The sequence below is a fragment of the Phycisphaerae bacterium genome (assembly GCA_035275405.1).
Taxonomy (GTDB): domain Bacteria; phylum Planctomycetota; class Phycisphaerae; order UBA1845; family UTPLA1; genus DATEMU01.
In genome coordinates this window covers 137,969-152,458 of the sequence record DATEMU010000003.1, presented here as the reverse complement: position 1 = coordinate 152,458, position 14,490 = coordinate 137,969, and the positions used below count along the sequence as shown (strand labels likewise).

The window sequence follows — 14,490 nt, the reverse complement described above, 5'->3', positions numbered from 1 at the left end:
ATTAGATGACGCCAATGTGGAATTGGGAATGTGAATGAAAGAGCCGCTCATCGCGCGATGGGCTCGAAGCCCTCCCGCACGGACTCGTTCAGCCGTTGCAGCGTCACGTGACCGAGAAAGCGGGCGTCGTCGGGCGACGGATAATCGTCGCGAAAGTGGACCCCGCGCGACTCCTCGCGGGCCAGCGCCGCCAACGCCGTGCATCGCGCGACGGTCAGCATATTCTGGGTCTCCCATCCGGCCCGGTGATCTAGGACCTTGTCCATGACATAACGGCCCCAGAAATCAATGATCTCCAGTGTTTCGCGGAGCCGGTCGCCTGTGCGGTCGATGCCGATGTTTCGCCAGCACAGCGCCCGCAAACTGTTGCGGACGTCCGCCAGGTCCAGTTCCGTTCGAACGCTGGGGGCAATGACGCTTCGCAGCGGCCGGGGGCCGCCGGGGCCGGTCATTCGGGCCGCCGCCTCGGCCGATTCGTGCCCGGCCAATTTACCGAAGACCAGGCCCTCTAATAACGAGTTGCTGGCCAGACGATTGGCCCCATGAACGCCGCTGGCGGCCGCCTCGCCGCACGCCCAAAGCCCCTCAATGGAGGACCGGCCGTTCGAATCCACCGCGACGCCGCCGATCATGTAGTGCGCCGCGGGTCGGACGGGAATGAGGTTCTTGGACACATCGATGTCGAAGTCTCGGCATAACGCGGCGATGTTGGGAAACCGCCGCGCGAACTGACCGGCGGGAAAATGGCGAACGTCCAGATATACGCAGGTCGCCTCGGACTCCGCGATCTGTCGCAGGATCGCCCGGCTGACGACGTCGCGCGGGGCGAGTTCCGCGTCGGGGTGATAACTCGGCATGAAGCGCCGGCCCTCGCGATCGACCAGGTAGGCCCCCTCGCCGCGAACCGCCTCGCTGATCAACGCGCGCGAAGCGCCGGCGATGTACAGCGCCGTCGGGTGGAACTGCACGAACTCCATGTCGCGGAGAATGGCCCCGGCCCGGAAAGCGATCGCGTGACCGTCTGCCGTGGCGGAAGGGCTGTTGGTGGTCTCGCGAAAGAGACAACCCGCGCCCCCGGAGGCGAGGATCGTCTGTTTGGCCCAGATGATCTGATGGCCGTATTTCTGATGATGCGTCAAGGCGGCAATGCAGCGGCCGTCCTCGACGACCAGATCGATGACGAAGCAGTTCTCGAAGAGACGAATGGTCTCCAGCGATGCAGCGCGGGCCGCCAGCGCGCGACTGAGTTCCCGGCCCGTCGCGTCACCGGCGGCGTGGACCACGCGCCGGGCCGAGTGCCCGCCTTCCATCGCCAGGGCCACCACGCCGCCGTCGAGATCAAACTTCGCCCCCCACGTCAGAAGTTCTTTCAGGCACGCCGGGCCGTCGCGGGCCATCCGCTCGATCCGGTCGCGATGGCCCAGCCCGCAGGCCACCTCCAGCGTGTCGCGGACGTGCGCGTCGACGGTGTCGCTCGCATCCGTGACAACGGCGATGCCGCCCTGGGCATAAGCCGTATTGCACTCCGCCAGTCCGTCTTTGCTGATGAGGATGACATGGCTGCGGCGGCCCGCCTCGATCGCCGCGCGCAGGCCGGCCACGCCCGCGCCAATCACGAGCACGTCGGTGAAGACCTGTCCGAGGCGCTGGCTCTCGAAGTTCAGGAGGTAGCGGCGATCGGCGAAATGTTCGCCCATGGGCGATATGCTACTATCGCCGCCGTCGGACGGCGAGCGCGGTCAGGTGCATGTATCCATCATTCCCCACATTCTTCCTGAAGGTCGATCGCAGCCGGGCCCTCGTCCGCGCGCTGTGGCGGCTCTTGTGCGCGGTCGTGGTGGGCGGTCTTTTGTTTCAAATTCGACCAGATTGGGCGCTCTTGTGGAAGACGCAGCCCGCCTCGTGCCTGGCGCTCGGGCTCTTGACCGTGTGCCTGGCGGTCGTTGCGTTTACGCTGCTCGTTGCCGCCGTCCGATGGCTCCTGCTTGCTGTCTGGCCGGGTCCACTGGGTGTGAACGCGACCGCGCACGGCCTGGAGCTGGATCTGGGCCCGCTGGGCCGCCGCGCGTACGCATGGGAGGAGATCGTCGTCGACGTCGAGCAGGAGATTGAGCCCGGCCTGATCGACGAACTTCCCGACGACTCCCTCGCCGTGCGAATCCGCCGCCGCGGCACAAAGGAAAACCTGGCCCGCCTCATCCAGCTCGCCGCCAACCTCAGCGACGAGGAACTGACCCGCCGATTCCGGCCGCTCCTGGGCGACGGATTGAGGCAGCCGCCGCTATAGACATGCCGGCGGGTTCAACAACTGCGCGACGAAAGGAGGAACGTCGCTGTTCGTCGTACTCCCGTTTCCATCCAGGTCCGCACAGGGACAGTTCGTCCCGCCGCCGATGATGCAGTCGATGAAGCCGTCGATGTCGCGTCCGTCGAAACCACCGTCCCGGTTCACGTCGCCCGGACAGATCGCGCCGCCGGCCGCGACGTTGGCCAGGAGCCGAACGTACGCCGCTTGATACGGGATATGGCACTCCGTCACTTCCCAGGAGTTTTGCGGCCAGTTCGTGTTCCAGTCGCGATAGCTCTTTTGAATCGGCTGGTTTTCCGGCGGCTCAATGGGCGGACCAACATAGCTCGCATCGGGTGTATAGGATGGATTCGGCCCGCCCGTCAAGTAACCGGGCGGCGGGCCGAACGGCGATGTCGCCGCGCTGTCCCACACGGTGCCGTCGGCAAACCACGCATGGTACATCTCGTTGACGCTGGATTGCGCGCCGAAGTCGCCCATGTTCGTGAGATAAGTGAAGCCCATCGGATTGACACCGTGAAAGTAATGGGCGAGGGCCTCGGCCGCGTCGCGCAGGGCCGTCGCGCTCGCACCGCCCAGGCAATGGCGGTTCATCGACGCGTACATCTGCCCTTGCAGGGACTTGGTGCGATTGCTGCCCCAGGTGTAATTGCCGTCTTCGAGGTAAGCGCCGTACGGGTCCACGACGTTCTGCACCTGGACCAGGTGGTCATTGCCGACGACGGACGCGGTGTAACGCTGGCGAATCTGCGCTGCGACCGACGCCGTGGCCCCGGGCGACGCGGCATAGAGCAACAAGGCGTCATTGTATTCTTGTTCCCAGACGGAGGCGTACGACCAGACGAATAGATGCGCGGTCGTGTAGTTGGCATCCACGTAATTGCGATAAGTCGCCTGGCCGGTCAATCGAAATAAGTAAACGGCCGCGCAAAGCCGGCTGGTCTGCTGGTCGTAGGCGGATTCCTCAGCGGCGGCGTTCACAAACCCGGCGTTGTTGTAGGACGAGGGGATGGCCCCGGGGTTGGCCACCAACCAATTCCACGCACTGACCGCCGCGGTCTGCAGGATCGTCGCGTACGCTTGAGTTTGCGGCAACGAAGCATAGACCTGCGCCGCATGGGCGTACGCCCCGCAGGCGGAGATGGTCGCCGACGCGGTGGCGGGCGCGTATCGCCGCGCCCCGCTGTCCGAACTGGGCGGGCTGGCGGCGCTGAAGTCGGTCACGGCCATCTTGTGCAGGACCGACCCGTCGGGGTTCTGCATCTTCAGCAGCCAGTCCAGTTCCCACTTGATCTCGTCGAGAAGGTCGGGGATACCGTTGCCGGATTCAGGAATGCCGTAATCATCCGTCCAGTACCACGGCACATCCTGATACGCGAAAAGCAGCGAGTGGAGCGCGGAGTCGGCGTAATTGACATACTTGTTGTAGTCGCCGGCGTCATGCCAACCGCCGGAGAGGTTGCGCGACGTGGCCGGGACGGGGTTGGACACAGAGCGGCAATCCAAATCCTGCTGGGTGCCAAGGTGGCACGTGGCGTCGGACCAATCCGCGGACGTATGAGGGACGGCCTTGGGCGTGCCGCAGCGCTGGTAGTAGTACATGCGGACGGCCTGGCGCAGGGCGAGGTCGTACACATCATCCACGATGTTGAACGGCTCCGACGCAGCGCCCGTCGCGGGGTCGTAAATATCGTAAGTGCCCGGCACGGTGAGGGCGCTGAAATCAAACCTCCAGACCCGATCTCCCGATTGCGTGTGGATGGCGCCCCCGTTCCACGTCGCGGGAGCAGCGGAATACACCACCTGCTGATCGCTGACTCGGCGCACCTGGATGAGCGGACCGGGTGAATAGGGCGACGGAGCATCGAATCCCTGCACCGGCTCGCGGAACACGGCGATCTTCCTGGCCTGCGGCAGGTAACCAAACTGATCGATACGGACGTGCGGTGAGTATGGCTGGGCGAGCGCCGCCTCGGCCGCCGCCATCGCGATTATGAGGCCCAGCACCCCGCGGATGTTCGCCGATGCACGAATCATCCATCGACTCCGGGCGACCGGTGCGGGGATTCGCGCAGCCATGAACCGACTCCGTCGCATCAAGACATTTCGGCGAACCAACGAATACCGCATTATATCCCCTACCAGGCCAATTCGGGTGGCACGGTCTCGCAGCAGCGAGGCCGTGGTGCACGCGACCAACACGGCCTGCCCCTCCGCGGCGGGTCAGACCGTGCCACCCTGAGCCTGTACATCGCACGGAGTCAACGCGTTAACCACTAACCCAGCAAAGGCCGCGTTGCCGCTGCGCGTGGACACCCTACACTGCGCGGCCATGCCCTCAAAGCTTCGATCACTGGCGACTCGCACCTGGCGCTGGACGCGCGGTCAGGAACCGCTCGTTCTCGCCGGTATCCTCGTGCTGGCCGGTCTGAGTTGGGCGTTCATCGAAGTCGCGGACGAAGTGGCCGAAGGCAACTCCCAGGACGCGGAGTTGGCCATCATGCGGTCCCTGCGCGACCCCGCCGACACGTCGCGGCCGAAGGGGCCGCGCTGGCTCGCCAATGCCGCGCTGGAGTGGACCGCCCTCGGCGCGGCGCCGATCCTGACCATCATCGTGCTCTCCGTCACGGGCTACCTGTTCTTGGTTCGTCGTACCTTCACGGCGACGTTCATCCTCGCCTCGGTCGTCGGCGGCACAATCCTTACCAACCTGTTGAAAGGAGCCTTCGGCCGCGCGCGACCGGCCATCCTGCCCGAGCTGACCGAGCACCTGAGCCCCAGCTTCCCCAGCGGTCACTCCCTTATGGCGGCAGTCGTCTACCTTACGCTCGGCGCGACCCTGGCGTCGGCGGCGCGGCAGCGGCGACAGAAGTTCTACATCCTCGGCGTGGCCCTGTTCCTCACGCTCCTCGTCGGCTGCACGCGGGTGTACCTGGGCGTCCACTATCCCACGGATGTCCTAGCGGGTTGGTGCCTGGGCGCGGCCTGGGCCATCCTCTGCTGGCTCGTCGCCCGCTGGCTCCAACGGCGACGCCCCACTGCTCTTAATAAGTAATCCTTGCAGTGTGGGATCTCCCAGCGATGCGTCGATGGTGCCCTGGAAACCCCCCGGGGAGGGGAGGGGCGAAATCGAGCGAGAACGAACGAAACCGCAGATGGCGCCCGCCGCGGTCTCCCCACCACGGCGGGTCTGCGACACGGCGGCTCGACGTGGCGAGCGGATAACCTCCTGGTCGCAGGTTTTTTTGAAGCGCAATCGACCGCAAACGAGCGCAATGGCGCGACCTGAGCGTTGAGGATGGAGCGTCGCACGTCGCGGGAAAAAAACAAAGTGGTTGAAATACCCTGACAAAGTTGAATTTCTGCGTTTCTTGACGCATGGGCGCGGAATCTCCGGGACGACGCCGAAAGCCATAGGCAGACGGCGGCTTCGCTGCTGTTCTTGTCCTCTGCCTACCACCCTTGCTCAGCGCTCCCTGTAAAAAGGCCTGAGGCTGCAGGCTTGAGGGGGAGTCGGGGGAATAAGGGATTAAGGGAACAGGGAACAGAGGGTCGGATTAGTCGCCCAAGCGAGTGAACTCCGTGGGTATTGGGCTGGGGAGGTCATTGCGGCAGGCGAGCGACGTGCTGGCGGCATCGCGCGCGGCGGACGGGGCCGTGGTGGGTTGATTGGTTCGCCGGGGCTCGGACCGAGTCCCGCTTGTACCGGGCCCTCAGCGGGACGGCCCGCAGCCGGCGATGCTGGCAAGGGCAAGTCCGGCGACACCGAGAATCCATCGCGTCTTCATGGTTCACTCCTTGTCTTTTCCCGCGGGTTAGCAACGGTCTTATGTCGCCCCCTTTTTTGGGGACACGTATCGCAGCCCGCGAGCGTGCACCATCTTATCCAATCGATTCCGGCGGGCGAGTCTTTCGCGGAGACATGCAGATCTTGAACAGATGTGCATCCCGGCGTAGGCTCGGAATCATGTTTGTTGAGTTCGAATGGGACTCAAGAAAGGCAGCCGCGAACCTCAATAAGCACGGAGTCGCGTTTGAGGAGGCTGCCACAGTTTTCGGCGATCCGCTCGCGGCCATCTTCACGGACCAAGAACACTCGACCCAGGAGCGCCGCGAGATTATAATAGGACACTCCGCGCAAGATCGCCTGATCGTGGTGAGCTTCTTGGAACGGTCAGGCAGGATTCGCATCATCAGCGCACGAAAGGCCACGCTTCGAGAGCGTCAGGATTATGAAGAAAACCCTCTCTCGTAGAAAGCCGAACAAGTCCGGCAACGGGCTGAAGTCGGAATATCGATTTGACTATCGCAGGGCCAGGCGAAACCGATTTGCCTCACGATACAAGGCGGGCAGCCGCGTCGTTCTTCTCGATCCGGATATTGCTCGCGCGTTCCCGACGCCGGAATCCGTGAACGCCGTCTTGCGCGCGTTGCTCAAGACCATGCCGGACAAGAACTCGCGGCGATAACAAAACTTCGAATCGCCGGACCTCCATCCCAGAGAGGGAATAAGGGAACGGGGAACAGAAATGGGGGGCGTTCCTGTCCCACGGGCTCGTGGCTACGTTCCTGCGCCCCAATGGGGCGGAGTTATGTGTAGCGGGTTAAAAAAACCCGGGCTTGCGCCGCGGCGCTCGGTTCAGATCGCCCGGCACGGCCGCTGCGGATAGTACGACAGGGCCGGCAGGTCTCGAAGACTCGACACTGCCCTACATACATCACCGGCTGAGAGTCGGGGCCACACGGGCAGCCCTCAGCCCGGCCCTTTCCCGACGGAGAGGGAGAAAAACCCTTCCCTTGCGCTCGGGGCTCGGATCGTCACCCACGAGGGGTGATGCTACAGAGCGGTAACGGTCGTCCTTCGATGCGGCCGGAGGCGGCGAGGCGGTGGAAGCGGGTTCGTGTCATCGCCATGCGGAGGAACTGGTGTTCGGCGTTGGTGGCCTTGAAGAACTTGCGCTCGTGACCGGACTGCAACATGCCGGCGCGTTCGTAGCAGCGAATCGCTTTCTTGTTGTCGGGGAAGACCACGAGGACGACTTCCCTGGCGGCGAGTTCGACGAAGGCGCGGGCGAGGAGGGCCTGGGCGAAGCGGACGCCGAGGGAGCGACCGCGGCGCGACGGGTCGATAAGGAAGTGACCGATCCAGAGGTGGGCGGGTTGGTTGGGGATCTCGTTGAGTTCGGCGTAGCCGGCGGGGAGGTCGGCTTTCACCCCGGCCCGCGTGGGAGAGGGAGATGAGACCCCACCCCGGCCCTCTCCTTCGTAAGGGGAGGGTGAGTTTGCCCAGAACAAGTAGCGGTTTTTCCTGTCTTCGCCCCACGCGGCGACTTTCTCAGCGGTCACCGGAGGCGGGGTGCCGGGGGCGAGCCAGGTTAGTTCCTGCGCGGTGCGAACCCAGGAGGCGACGAGCGGGGCGAAGTCGGGGGTGAAGGGGGAGAGATAGCAAGCGGAAGGCTTGAGGCTTGAGGCTTGAGGCTTGAGGAGCGGAGGTCGGGGCGGCGGCGGGGCGCGGTCATCCCCCACGAGGGGTGACGCTACCGAATGGGGATTAGATTTCATCGAGGGTGTGCCCCAGCTTGGTGCGCTTGGTTTCGAGGTAGCGGCGGTTGTGGGGGTTGGGGGCGATTTGCAGCGGGCGCTGCTCGATGACGTCGAGACCGTAGATCGCCAGGCGGTTCGTTTTCTTGGGGTTGTTCGTGAGAATACAGATCTGGCGGATACCTAGATCGCGGAGGATCTGCGCGCCGATGCCGTAGTCGCGCTTGTCGGCGGGGAAACCGAGCTTTTCGTTGGCCTCGACGGTGTCGAGCCCTTCGTCCTGGAGCCGGTACGCGTGTAGCTTGTTGGTCAGGCCGATGCCGCGGCCCTCCTGGCGGAGATAGACGATCGCGCCCTCACCAACCTCGGCGATGAGCTGCATCGCCCGTTCCAGTTGCGAGCCGCAGTCGCAGCGGAGCGATTCGAACACGTCGCCGGTCAGGCATTGCGAGTGGACGCGGACGAGGATGGGATGATCGAGGGGGACCGGATCGCCGACGGCGTCGAATCGGCCGATCGCGCCCATGGTGAGGGCGACGTGCGGTTCGGAATCGAGGACGGAACTGTAGGCGTGGAGGGTCCAGCGGCCGAAGCGGTTCTCCAGCGGGATGGACTCGATCCGCATGATCGAGCGCTCGCGCTGGAGACGGTGCTCCACCAGGTTGGCGATGGTGCAGATTTTGAAATCGTGCCGCTTGGCGAAGGCGATGAGGTCGTCGAGGTGGGCGATCTCGCCACGATCGTTCAGGATTTCGATGATGACACCGGCGGGCTTAAGACCGGCGAGTTGGGCAAGGTCGATACTGGCCTCGGTATGACCGGCGCGGACGAGGACGCCACCGGATTTGCCTTTCAGCGGGCTGATGTGGCCGGGGCGGCGGAAGTCGGAGGGCCTGGCGTCGGCGTCGAGGCAGCGGCGGATGGTGCGGCAGCGGTCGGCGGCGGAGACGCCACTGGTGACGCCGAGTTCGGGGCCGGCGTCGATGGAGACGGTGAAAGCGGTGCCGTGAGTCGCGGTGTTTTCGTTGGCCTGGGGATAGAGATGGAGCCGTTCGCAGGTCTCGGCGGTCAGACTGAGGCAGAGCTTGCCCGCGGCCTGGCGGATCATGAAGTTAATCATCTCGGGCGTGACGAGCTCCGCGGCGCAGACGAGGTCGCCCTCGTTCTCGCGGTCTTCGTCATCGACGAGGACGATGAAGCGACCGGCCTTGAGTTCGGCGAGGGCTTCGGAGATCGAGCTGAACGGGCTGTCACCAGCGGTCATTCATTATTCTCCCTTGCCATTTCCTTTCGCCTCAGTGGCCGTCGTGCCCAAGAAGCGGCTGCCGAGCCTGATGTAGTCCAGCGTCGCGAGGATGGCCATGGCCGTGGCGGCATACCAAAGGGCCTCGGGCAATCTGCCTAATTGCTGGGGCAAACTGGGCCACAACAGGACACATAATACTAGTGCAAGTTGGACCGTTGTGCACCATTTGCCCAGTCGGCGGGGCTGGATGAATACGCGACCGGTGATGAGATAAATGACGCCGAAGCCCATCGAGACGACGAGGTCTTTGCTGATGGCGGCGACGGCGACCCAGTTGGGAAGGGCCAGGACGACGTCCGCGCCGAAGGAATCGCGGAAGTGGATGCCTTTGATGCAGAGGATGATGACGGAAAATGTGATGAAGAGCTTGTCGGCGAGGGGGTCGAGAAAGGCGCCGAGGGGGGATTCGTCCTTGAGGAGGCGGGCGAGGTAGCCGTCCACAAGGTCGCTGAGACCCATGAGGACGAAGATGATGATGGCCACCCAGCGGAGCCAGACTCGGTCGGGCTGATCGAGATTGAGCAGGCAGACGACAAAGGGCCCGATCGCGAGGAGCCGGCCGAGGGTGATCCGGTTGGGCCAGCCCATGTGGAGGTGGGTTGCCACGAGCGGAGAGTCTAGTGGAGGACACCGGACCTGTCACGGGCGTGTGAAAGCGGATACATTTTGCGCCATGGATGTCATCCCTTCAAAGATTGATATCGCGTCGGCGGCGTTCAAGGAAAACCAGGCGCACATGGAGGGCCTGGTGACGGAGATGCGCGGGCGCGTGGCGGACGTGCGGAAAGGCGGCGGGGCGGCGTCGATTGAGAAGCATACCGGTCGCGGCAAGGTTCTCGTGCGCGATCGGATCGATCATCTGGTTGATCCGCAGAGTCCGTTCCTCGAACTCAGCCCGTTGGCCGCGTGGGAGATGTATGACGGCGAGGCGCCAGGGGCCGGGATTGTGACCGGCATTGGTCAGGTGCAGGGGCGGCAGTGCATGATCGTCGCCAACGATGCGACAGTGAAGGGCGGGACGTACTATCCGATCACGGTGAAGAAGCACCTGCGGGCGCAGGAGATCGCGGAGGAGAATCACCTGCCGTGCATTTACCTCGTGGATTCCGGCGGGGCGTATCTGCCGCTGCAGGCGGAGGTATTTCCCGACAAGCTGCACTTCGGGCGGATTTTTTACAACCAGGCGCGGATGAGCGCGCAGGGGATTCCGCAGATCGCCGTCGTGCTCGGCTCGTGCACGGCGGGCGGGGCGTATGTGCCGGCGATGAGCGACGAGGCTGTCATCGTTCGGAATCAGGGGACGATTTTTCTGGGCGGGCCGCCGCTGGTGAAGGCGGCGACTGGGGAGGAAGTGAGCGCGGAGGATCTGGGCGGGGCGGATGTGCATTGTCGGACTTCCGGCGTGGCCGACCATTACGCGCAGGATGATGAGGATGCGCTGGCGATCACGCGGCACATCGTCGAGCATCTGAACACCCGGCCGCGGTCGACCCTGGATGTGCGGGAGCCGGAAGAGCCGGCGCACGATCCCAAGGAGATCTATGGCATTATCCAGAAGGACATCCGCAAGCCTTACGACGTCCGCGAGGTGATCGCGCGGATCGTCGATGGCAGCCGGCTGCACGAGTTCAAGGCGCTGTATGGGTCGACGCTGGTCTGCGGATTCGCGCATCTCTGGGGCTATCCGGTCGGGATATTGGCGAACAATGGCGTGTTGTTCTCCGAGAGCGCGCAGAAGGCGGCGCACTTCATTGAGCTGTGCAGCCAGCGCGGCGTGCCGCTCGTTTTCCTACAGAACATCACCGGCTTCATGGTTGGAAAAGAATATGAGGCGGGCGGCATCGCCAAGGACGGGGCGAAGATGGTCGCGGCGGTGTCGAACGCCTGCGTGCCGAAGTTCACGGTCATCATCGGCGGGTCGTATGGGGCGGGGAATTACGGGATGTGCGGGCGGGCGTACCAACCGCGGTTCTTGTGGATGTGGCCCAACGCGCGGATCAGCGTGATGGGCGGCGATCAGGCGGCGAATGTGCTGCTGACGGTGAAGAAGGACCAACTGGCTCGGGAGAAGAAGAAGGCGATGACGGCGGCCGAGGAGGAGGAATTCAAGCGCCCCACGCTGGAAATATATGCGACAGAAGGCAGCGCGTATTACAGCACCGCGCGACTGTGGGATGACGGGATCATTGACCCGGCGGACACGCGGATGGTGCTGGGCCTGGCGATCGGGGCGTCGTTGAATGCGCCGTTCGGAGAGCGGCGGCAGAGTGTATTCAGGATGTAAGTCGGCTGATTCGTTGCCTTTTTCGGATCGCTTCCTAGAATGAGCAGCCAAGGAGCGGGCCTTTGGACTCAACATTGCTTCAAAATTTTGGCACTGTCCGGCGCCGTTGGGACCGGTCCTTGTTTTTGATCGGTCTTGCGGCCCTGGGCTCAGGGTGCGCGGCAGCGGCCAGCCAGGCAGAGCCTATCGCCGAGCCGTTGCAGACCGTCTACTACGACTATGTTGACAACAACGGGCAGCTCGCGGGGGGCATGTTGCAGCTTCCGGTTGAAAAACCCGTCGGCTTGCGCGGCAAGGGCCGCGGATTGGTCAACAATCGGGTGGACATTGTCATTGTGGGCGACGGGTATCAGGCGGCGCAGCAGGGCCTGTTTCATACGCATGCGGCCGCCGCGATGGCGTCGTTTTTTTCACAACAACCCTTTGCCACGTACGGCCCGTTTTTTGATGTCCACGAAGTTGAGGTCGTCTCGGTGGATTCCGGGGTGGACAACGACCCGACGCAGGGCATCCTCAAGAACACGGCCATGGACATGCGCTTCTGGTGCAATGGGATCGAGCGGCTCCTGTGCGTCAGCGTCTTCAAGGCCTACAACTTCGCCGCCGCCGCGCCGGACGTGGACCTTGTTCTTGCAGTGGCGAACTCGACGATGTATGGCGGCGCCGGTTACACTTCCGACGATTTAGCCACGACCTCCGGCGGGAATGGGTCCGCCGCCGAGGTCGCCATTCACGAGTTCGGCCATAGCCTCGGCAACCTGGCCGATGAGTACGACTACGGCGGTCCGACCGTTTACATCGGACCGGAGCCCTCGACGTCCAACGTTTCGATCTACAACGCCGCGCAGATGACCCTGAACGGGACGAAATGGGCCACGTGGCTGGGGTTCAACGATCCGGCCTACGACGGGCTTGTTTCCACCTACGAAGGAGCCAACTACAGCCTGCTTGGAATCTACCGGCCCAGCAACAACTCGAAGATGCGCGCCCTGGGGCGGCCGTTCAATCGCCCCAGCGCCGAATCGCTCATCATCGAGATCTACAAGATCGTCCAGCCGATCGACGGATCGACGAATACGGGGCAGGTTCTGGACGGGAGCGAGACGGTCTTCGTCGATCCGGTCGATCCGGTCGGCAACCCGCTGTCGATTCAGTGGTCGCTGGATACCAATGCGATCCCGGGCGCGACGAGCGTCAATCTCGATCTGGCGACGGTCATGATTCCGCCGGGTGCGCACACGCTGAGCGTCACGGTTTGGGACGCCACCCTGCTCGTCCGCAACGAAGTTGCGAGAAACACGTGGATGACGCAGTCGCTTCAATGGCAGATGAATGTACCCTTCCGCCTGGGTGATCTGAACTGCGACGGCTGGGTGAATCAATTTGACGTCGAAGCGCTGGTCCTCGCGCTGCTCGATCCCGGGCAGTTTACGACGGTCTATCCGGACTGCCCGCTCACCCAGGCCGACGTCGATGGCAACGGCCTTTTCAATGGCCGCGACATCGAGGAGTTCGTGCCGTTGATCCAGCCTTAATGGGCACCGCGGCGGCAAGCGGTCGCAATTCCGCCTGAACCCATGTAAACTTCATCGGTTCGCGCGAGCGCGGAAGCGCCGCGGCGAGCGCCGGAATCAAACCATGAGCGGCTTTCTCAAGATTTTGCCGACCGGCCCAGTCTCCACGGTGACGTTGGCGCGGCCGGACCTGCACAACGCCTTTAACGAGGTGTTGATCGCCGAGTTGACGCAGGCGTTCGAGGCGCTCGGTCAGCGCGAAGACGTGCGAGTCGTCGTCCTGGCGGGAGAGGGCAGGAGCTTCTGCGCGGGGGCGGACGTGAACTGGATGCGGAAGATGGTGGACTATTCGCAGCGCGAGAACGTCAAGGACGCGACGGCAATGGCGGAGATGCTCGCGGCGATCCGCCAGTGCCCCAAGCCGGTCATCGCCCGCGTGCATGGCGCGGCCATCGGCGGCGGCGTGGGCTTGACGGCGGCGTGCGACATGGCTGTGGCCGTTCGCAGCGCGGTCTTCTGCCTGAGCGAGGTAAAGCTGGGGATCATCCCGGCGGTGATTTCGCCCTTCGTGATGGAGAAGTTGGGACCGGGGCCGATGCGGCGGTACGCCCTGACCGCGGAAAAGTTTGACGCGGTCGAGGCGATGCGCCTGGGGCTGGTGGCGCACGTGGTGGAGAATGAGGCGGAACTGGACGCATGGATCGACGGCATCGCCAGGATCCTGATGGAGAACGGCCCGGAGGCGCTGGCGGAGTGCAAGCGCGTGCTCGCGGACGTACAGGAAAAAGAGCACTGGTCGATGAAGCAACGGCTGACGGTGGAGCGCATCGCCGAGCGCCGCGTGTCGAAGGAAGGGCAGGAAGGGTTGAAGGCGTTCTTGGAGAAACGAAAACCGAGTTGGACGAAGTAGTTTATGTCCTCCCCTTAATCTCAACCAGCCGGGGCGGTATCCCATCGGCCAGCGCAGGCGGCGAGTTCCTGAGCAAAATCCGGCCAGTCATGGAGTGTCGCGGGGTCAAAATCCGCCCCGTTGGGCCAGACCAATGTGTGGACCTCCGGGTCGAGCCGCACCTGATTGAAAATTGCCAGGTCCTGCAACGGACCATAGAGCTCGCCGGCGAGTACCGGCCTGAAGTCAATCAGTTGTTCGGAGTCGTCCTCGAATCCCACGCGAAGACGATAGGGACCTTCAATCCGAAACGACTTCACCTTGTGAATTGGATGCGTCATGTTGTCCTCATTTCCTTATGCCAGCGGATCGATGGGCAGCGGTAATAGTCCCGCTTGCAGCCGCTTCCAATCCGCCACGAGTTCAGCCTGGTGCAGCTCGGCCCAAGCTTCGACGAATCGCCGCTGACGGCGCGGGAGCGCTCCGGCAATCAACTCGACGGGCTCCAGGCTGAATACCGCCGTGTCTTCCTGATAATAGGCATGAAAGTGGGGCAAGTGATGAGGTCCGCCGGCCTCCATGTACATTCGCACGATGATGCCAAAGAAGCGGCTCAGTTCAGGCATCGTGCGATTGTAACCCGTTTGT

At 63.6% G+C, this 14,490-nt stretch carries 14 protein-coding genes; 7 read left to right on the top strand and 7 right to left on the bottom strand.

Going from position 1 to position 14,490, the window contains the following annotated elements; all coding sequences use genetic code 11:
- Window positions 1–47: 47 nt before the first annotated feature.
- A complete protein-coding gene (gene nadB / locus VJZ71_02600) occupies window positions 48–1,697 on the bottom strand; it encodes an L-aspartate oxidase (GenBank protein HKQ46941.1) in 1,650 nt (549 codons plus the stop codon).
- A gap of 50 nt (window positions 1,698–1,747) precedes the next feature.
- Here nadB and VJZ71_02595 point away from each other — a divergent pair, with 50 nt between their 5' ends.
- Window positions 1,748–2,287, top strand: a complete 540-nt coding sequence (locus VJZ71_02595) for a hypothetical protein (protein HKQ46940.1) — start codon at window positions 1,748–1,750, stop codon at window positions 2,285–2,287.
- On the opposite strand, the gene VJZ71_02590 is transcribed toward VJZ71_02595, so the two are convergent.
- On the bottom strand, window positions 2,282–4,345 hold the full coding sequence (locus VJZ71_02590) for a glycoside hydrolase family 9 protein (protein ID HKQ46939.1): 2,064 nt from the start codon (window positions 4,343–4,345) through the stop codon (window positions 2,282–2,284). The two genes, VJZ71_02595 and VJZ71_02590, sit on opposite strands and share 6 nt — an antisense overlap.
- A gap of 295 nt (window positions 4,346–4,640) precedes the next feature.
- On the opposite strand from VJZ71_02590, the gene VJZ71_02585 reads away from it, so the two are divergent.
- The 3 genes from VJZ71_02585 (at window position 4,641) to VJZ71_02575 (ending at window position 6,777) form a co-directional block, all read left to right on the top strand.
- Entirely contained in the window at window positions 4,641–5,363 is a 723-nt protein-coding gene (locus VJZ71_02585; GenBank protein HKQ46938.1) for a phosphatase PAP2 family protein, read from the top strand.
- 912 nt (window positions 5,364–6,275) lie between these two features.
- Entirely contained in the window at window positions 6,276–6,563 is a 288-nt protein-coding gene (locus VJZ71_02580; GenBank protein ID HKQ46937.1) for a BrnT family toxin, read from the top strand.
- Window positions 6,541–6,777 carry a hypothetical protein gene (locus tag VJZ71_02575; GenBank protein HKQ46936.1) on the top strand — a complete coding sequence of 79 codons (237 nt, stop codon included), beginning with the start codon at window positions 6,541–6,543 and terminating at the stop codon, window positions 6,775–6,777. The genes VJZ71_02580 and VJZ71_02575 overlap by 23 nt, the downstream gene beginning before the upstream one ends.
- A 349-nt stretch (window positions 6,778–7,126) precedes the next feature.
- Here the strand turns inward: VJZ71_02575 and VJZ71_02570 are convergent, their stop codons facing one another.
- Genes VJZ71_02570 through VJZ71_02560 form a run of 3 tightly spaced genes read right to left on the bottom strand, consistent with a single transcriptional unit; the run spans window position 7,127 to window position 9,761 of the window.
- On the bottom strand, window positions 7,127–7,870 hold the full coding sequence (locus VJZ71_02570) for a GNAT family protein (protein HKQ46935.1): 744 nt from the start codon (window positions 7,868–7,870) through the stop codon (window positions 7,127–7,129).
- Window positions 7,860–9,113, bottom strand: coding sequence for a GTP cyclohydrolase II (gene ribA, locus VJZ71_02565; protein ID HKQ46934.1), 1,254 nt, complete (start codon window positions 9,111–9,113; stop codon window positions 7,860–7,862). Before ribA ends, VJZ71_02570 begins: the two co-directional genes overlap by 11 nt.
- 3 nt (window positions 9,114–9,116) lie before the next feature.
- Window positions 9,117–9,761 (bottom strand): CDP-alcohol phosphatidyltransferase family protein, encoded by a 645-nt coding sequence (locus VJZ71_02560; GenBank protein HKQ46933.1) that lies wholly within the window; start codon window positions 9,759–9,761, stop codon window positions 9,117–9,119.
- Between the two features lie 67 nt (window positions 9,762–9,828).
- Between VJZ71_02560 and VJZ71_02555 the strand changes: the two genes are divergently transcribed.
- The 3 genes from VJZ71_02555 (at window position 9,829) to VJZ71_02545 (ending at window position 13,863) form a co-directional block, all read left to right on the top strand.
- Window positions 9,829–11,439 carry a carboxyl transferase domain-containing protein gene (locus VJZ71_02555; protein HKQ46932.1) on the top strand — a complete coding sequence of 537 codons (1,611 nt, stop codon included), beginning with the start codon at window positions 9,829–9,831 and terminating at the stop codon, window positions 11,437–11,439.
- 119 nt (window positions 11,440–11,558) lie between these two features.
- The gene (locus VJZ71_02550; GenBank protein ID HKQ46931.1) at window positions 11,559–12,974 is read left to right on the top strand and encodes a M64 family metallopeptidase; all 1,416 of its coding nucleotides are present in this window, start codon (window positions 11,559–11,561) and stop codon (window positions 12,972–12,974) included.
- A 103-nt stretch (window positions 12,975–13,077) separates the two neighbouring features.
- Entirely contained in the window at window positions 13,078–13,863 is a 786-nt protein-coding gene (locus tag VJZ71_02545; protein HKQ46930.1) for an enoyl-CoA hydratase/isomerase family protein, read from the top strand.
- Between the two features lie 20 nt (window positions 13,864–13,883).
- Here VJZ71_02545 and VJZ71_02540 read toward each other — a convergent pair whose 3' ends face one another.
- Both VJZ71_02540 and VJZ71_02535 read right to left on the bottom strand, forming a co-directional pair.
- The gene (locus VJZ71_02540; protein HKQ46929.1) at window positions 13,884–14,183 is read right to left on the bottom strand and encodes a DUF2442 domain-containing protein; all 300 of its coding nucleotides are present in this window, start codon (window positions 14,181–14,183) and stop codon (window positions 13,884–13,886) included.
- Between the two features lie 15 nt (window positions 14,184–14,198).
- Entirely contained in the window at window positions 14,199–14,468 is a 270-nt protein-coding gene (locus VJZ71_02535) for a DUF4160 domain-containing protein (protein HKQ46928.1), read from the bottom strand.
- Between the last annotated feature and the right edge of the window lie 22 nt (window positions 14,469–14,490).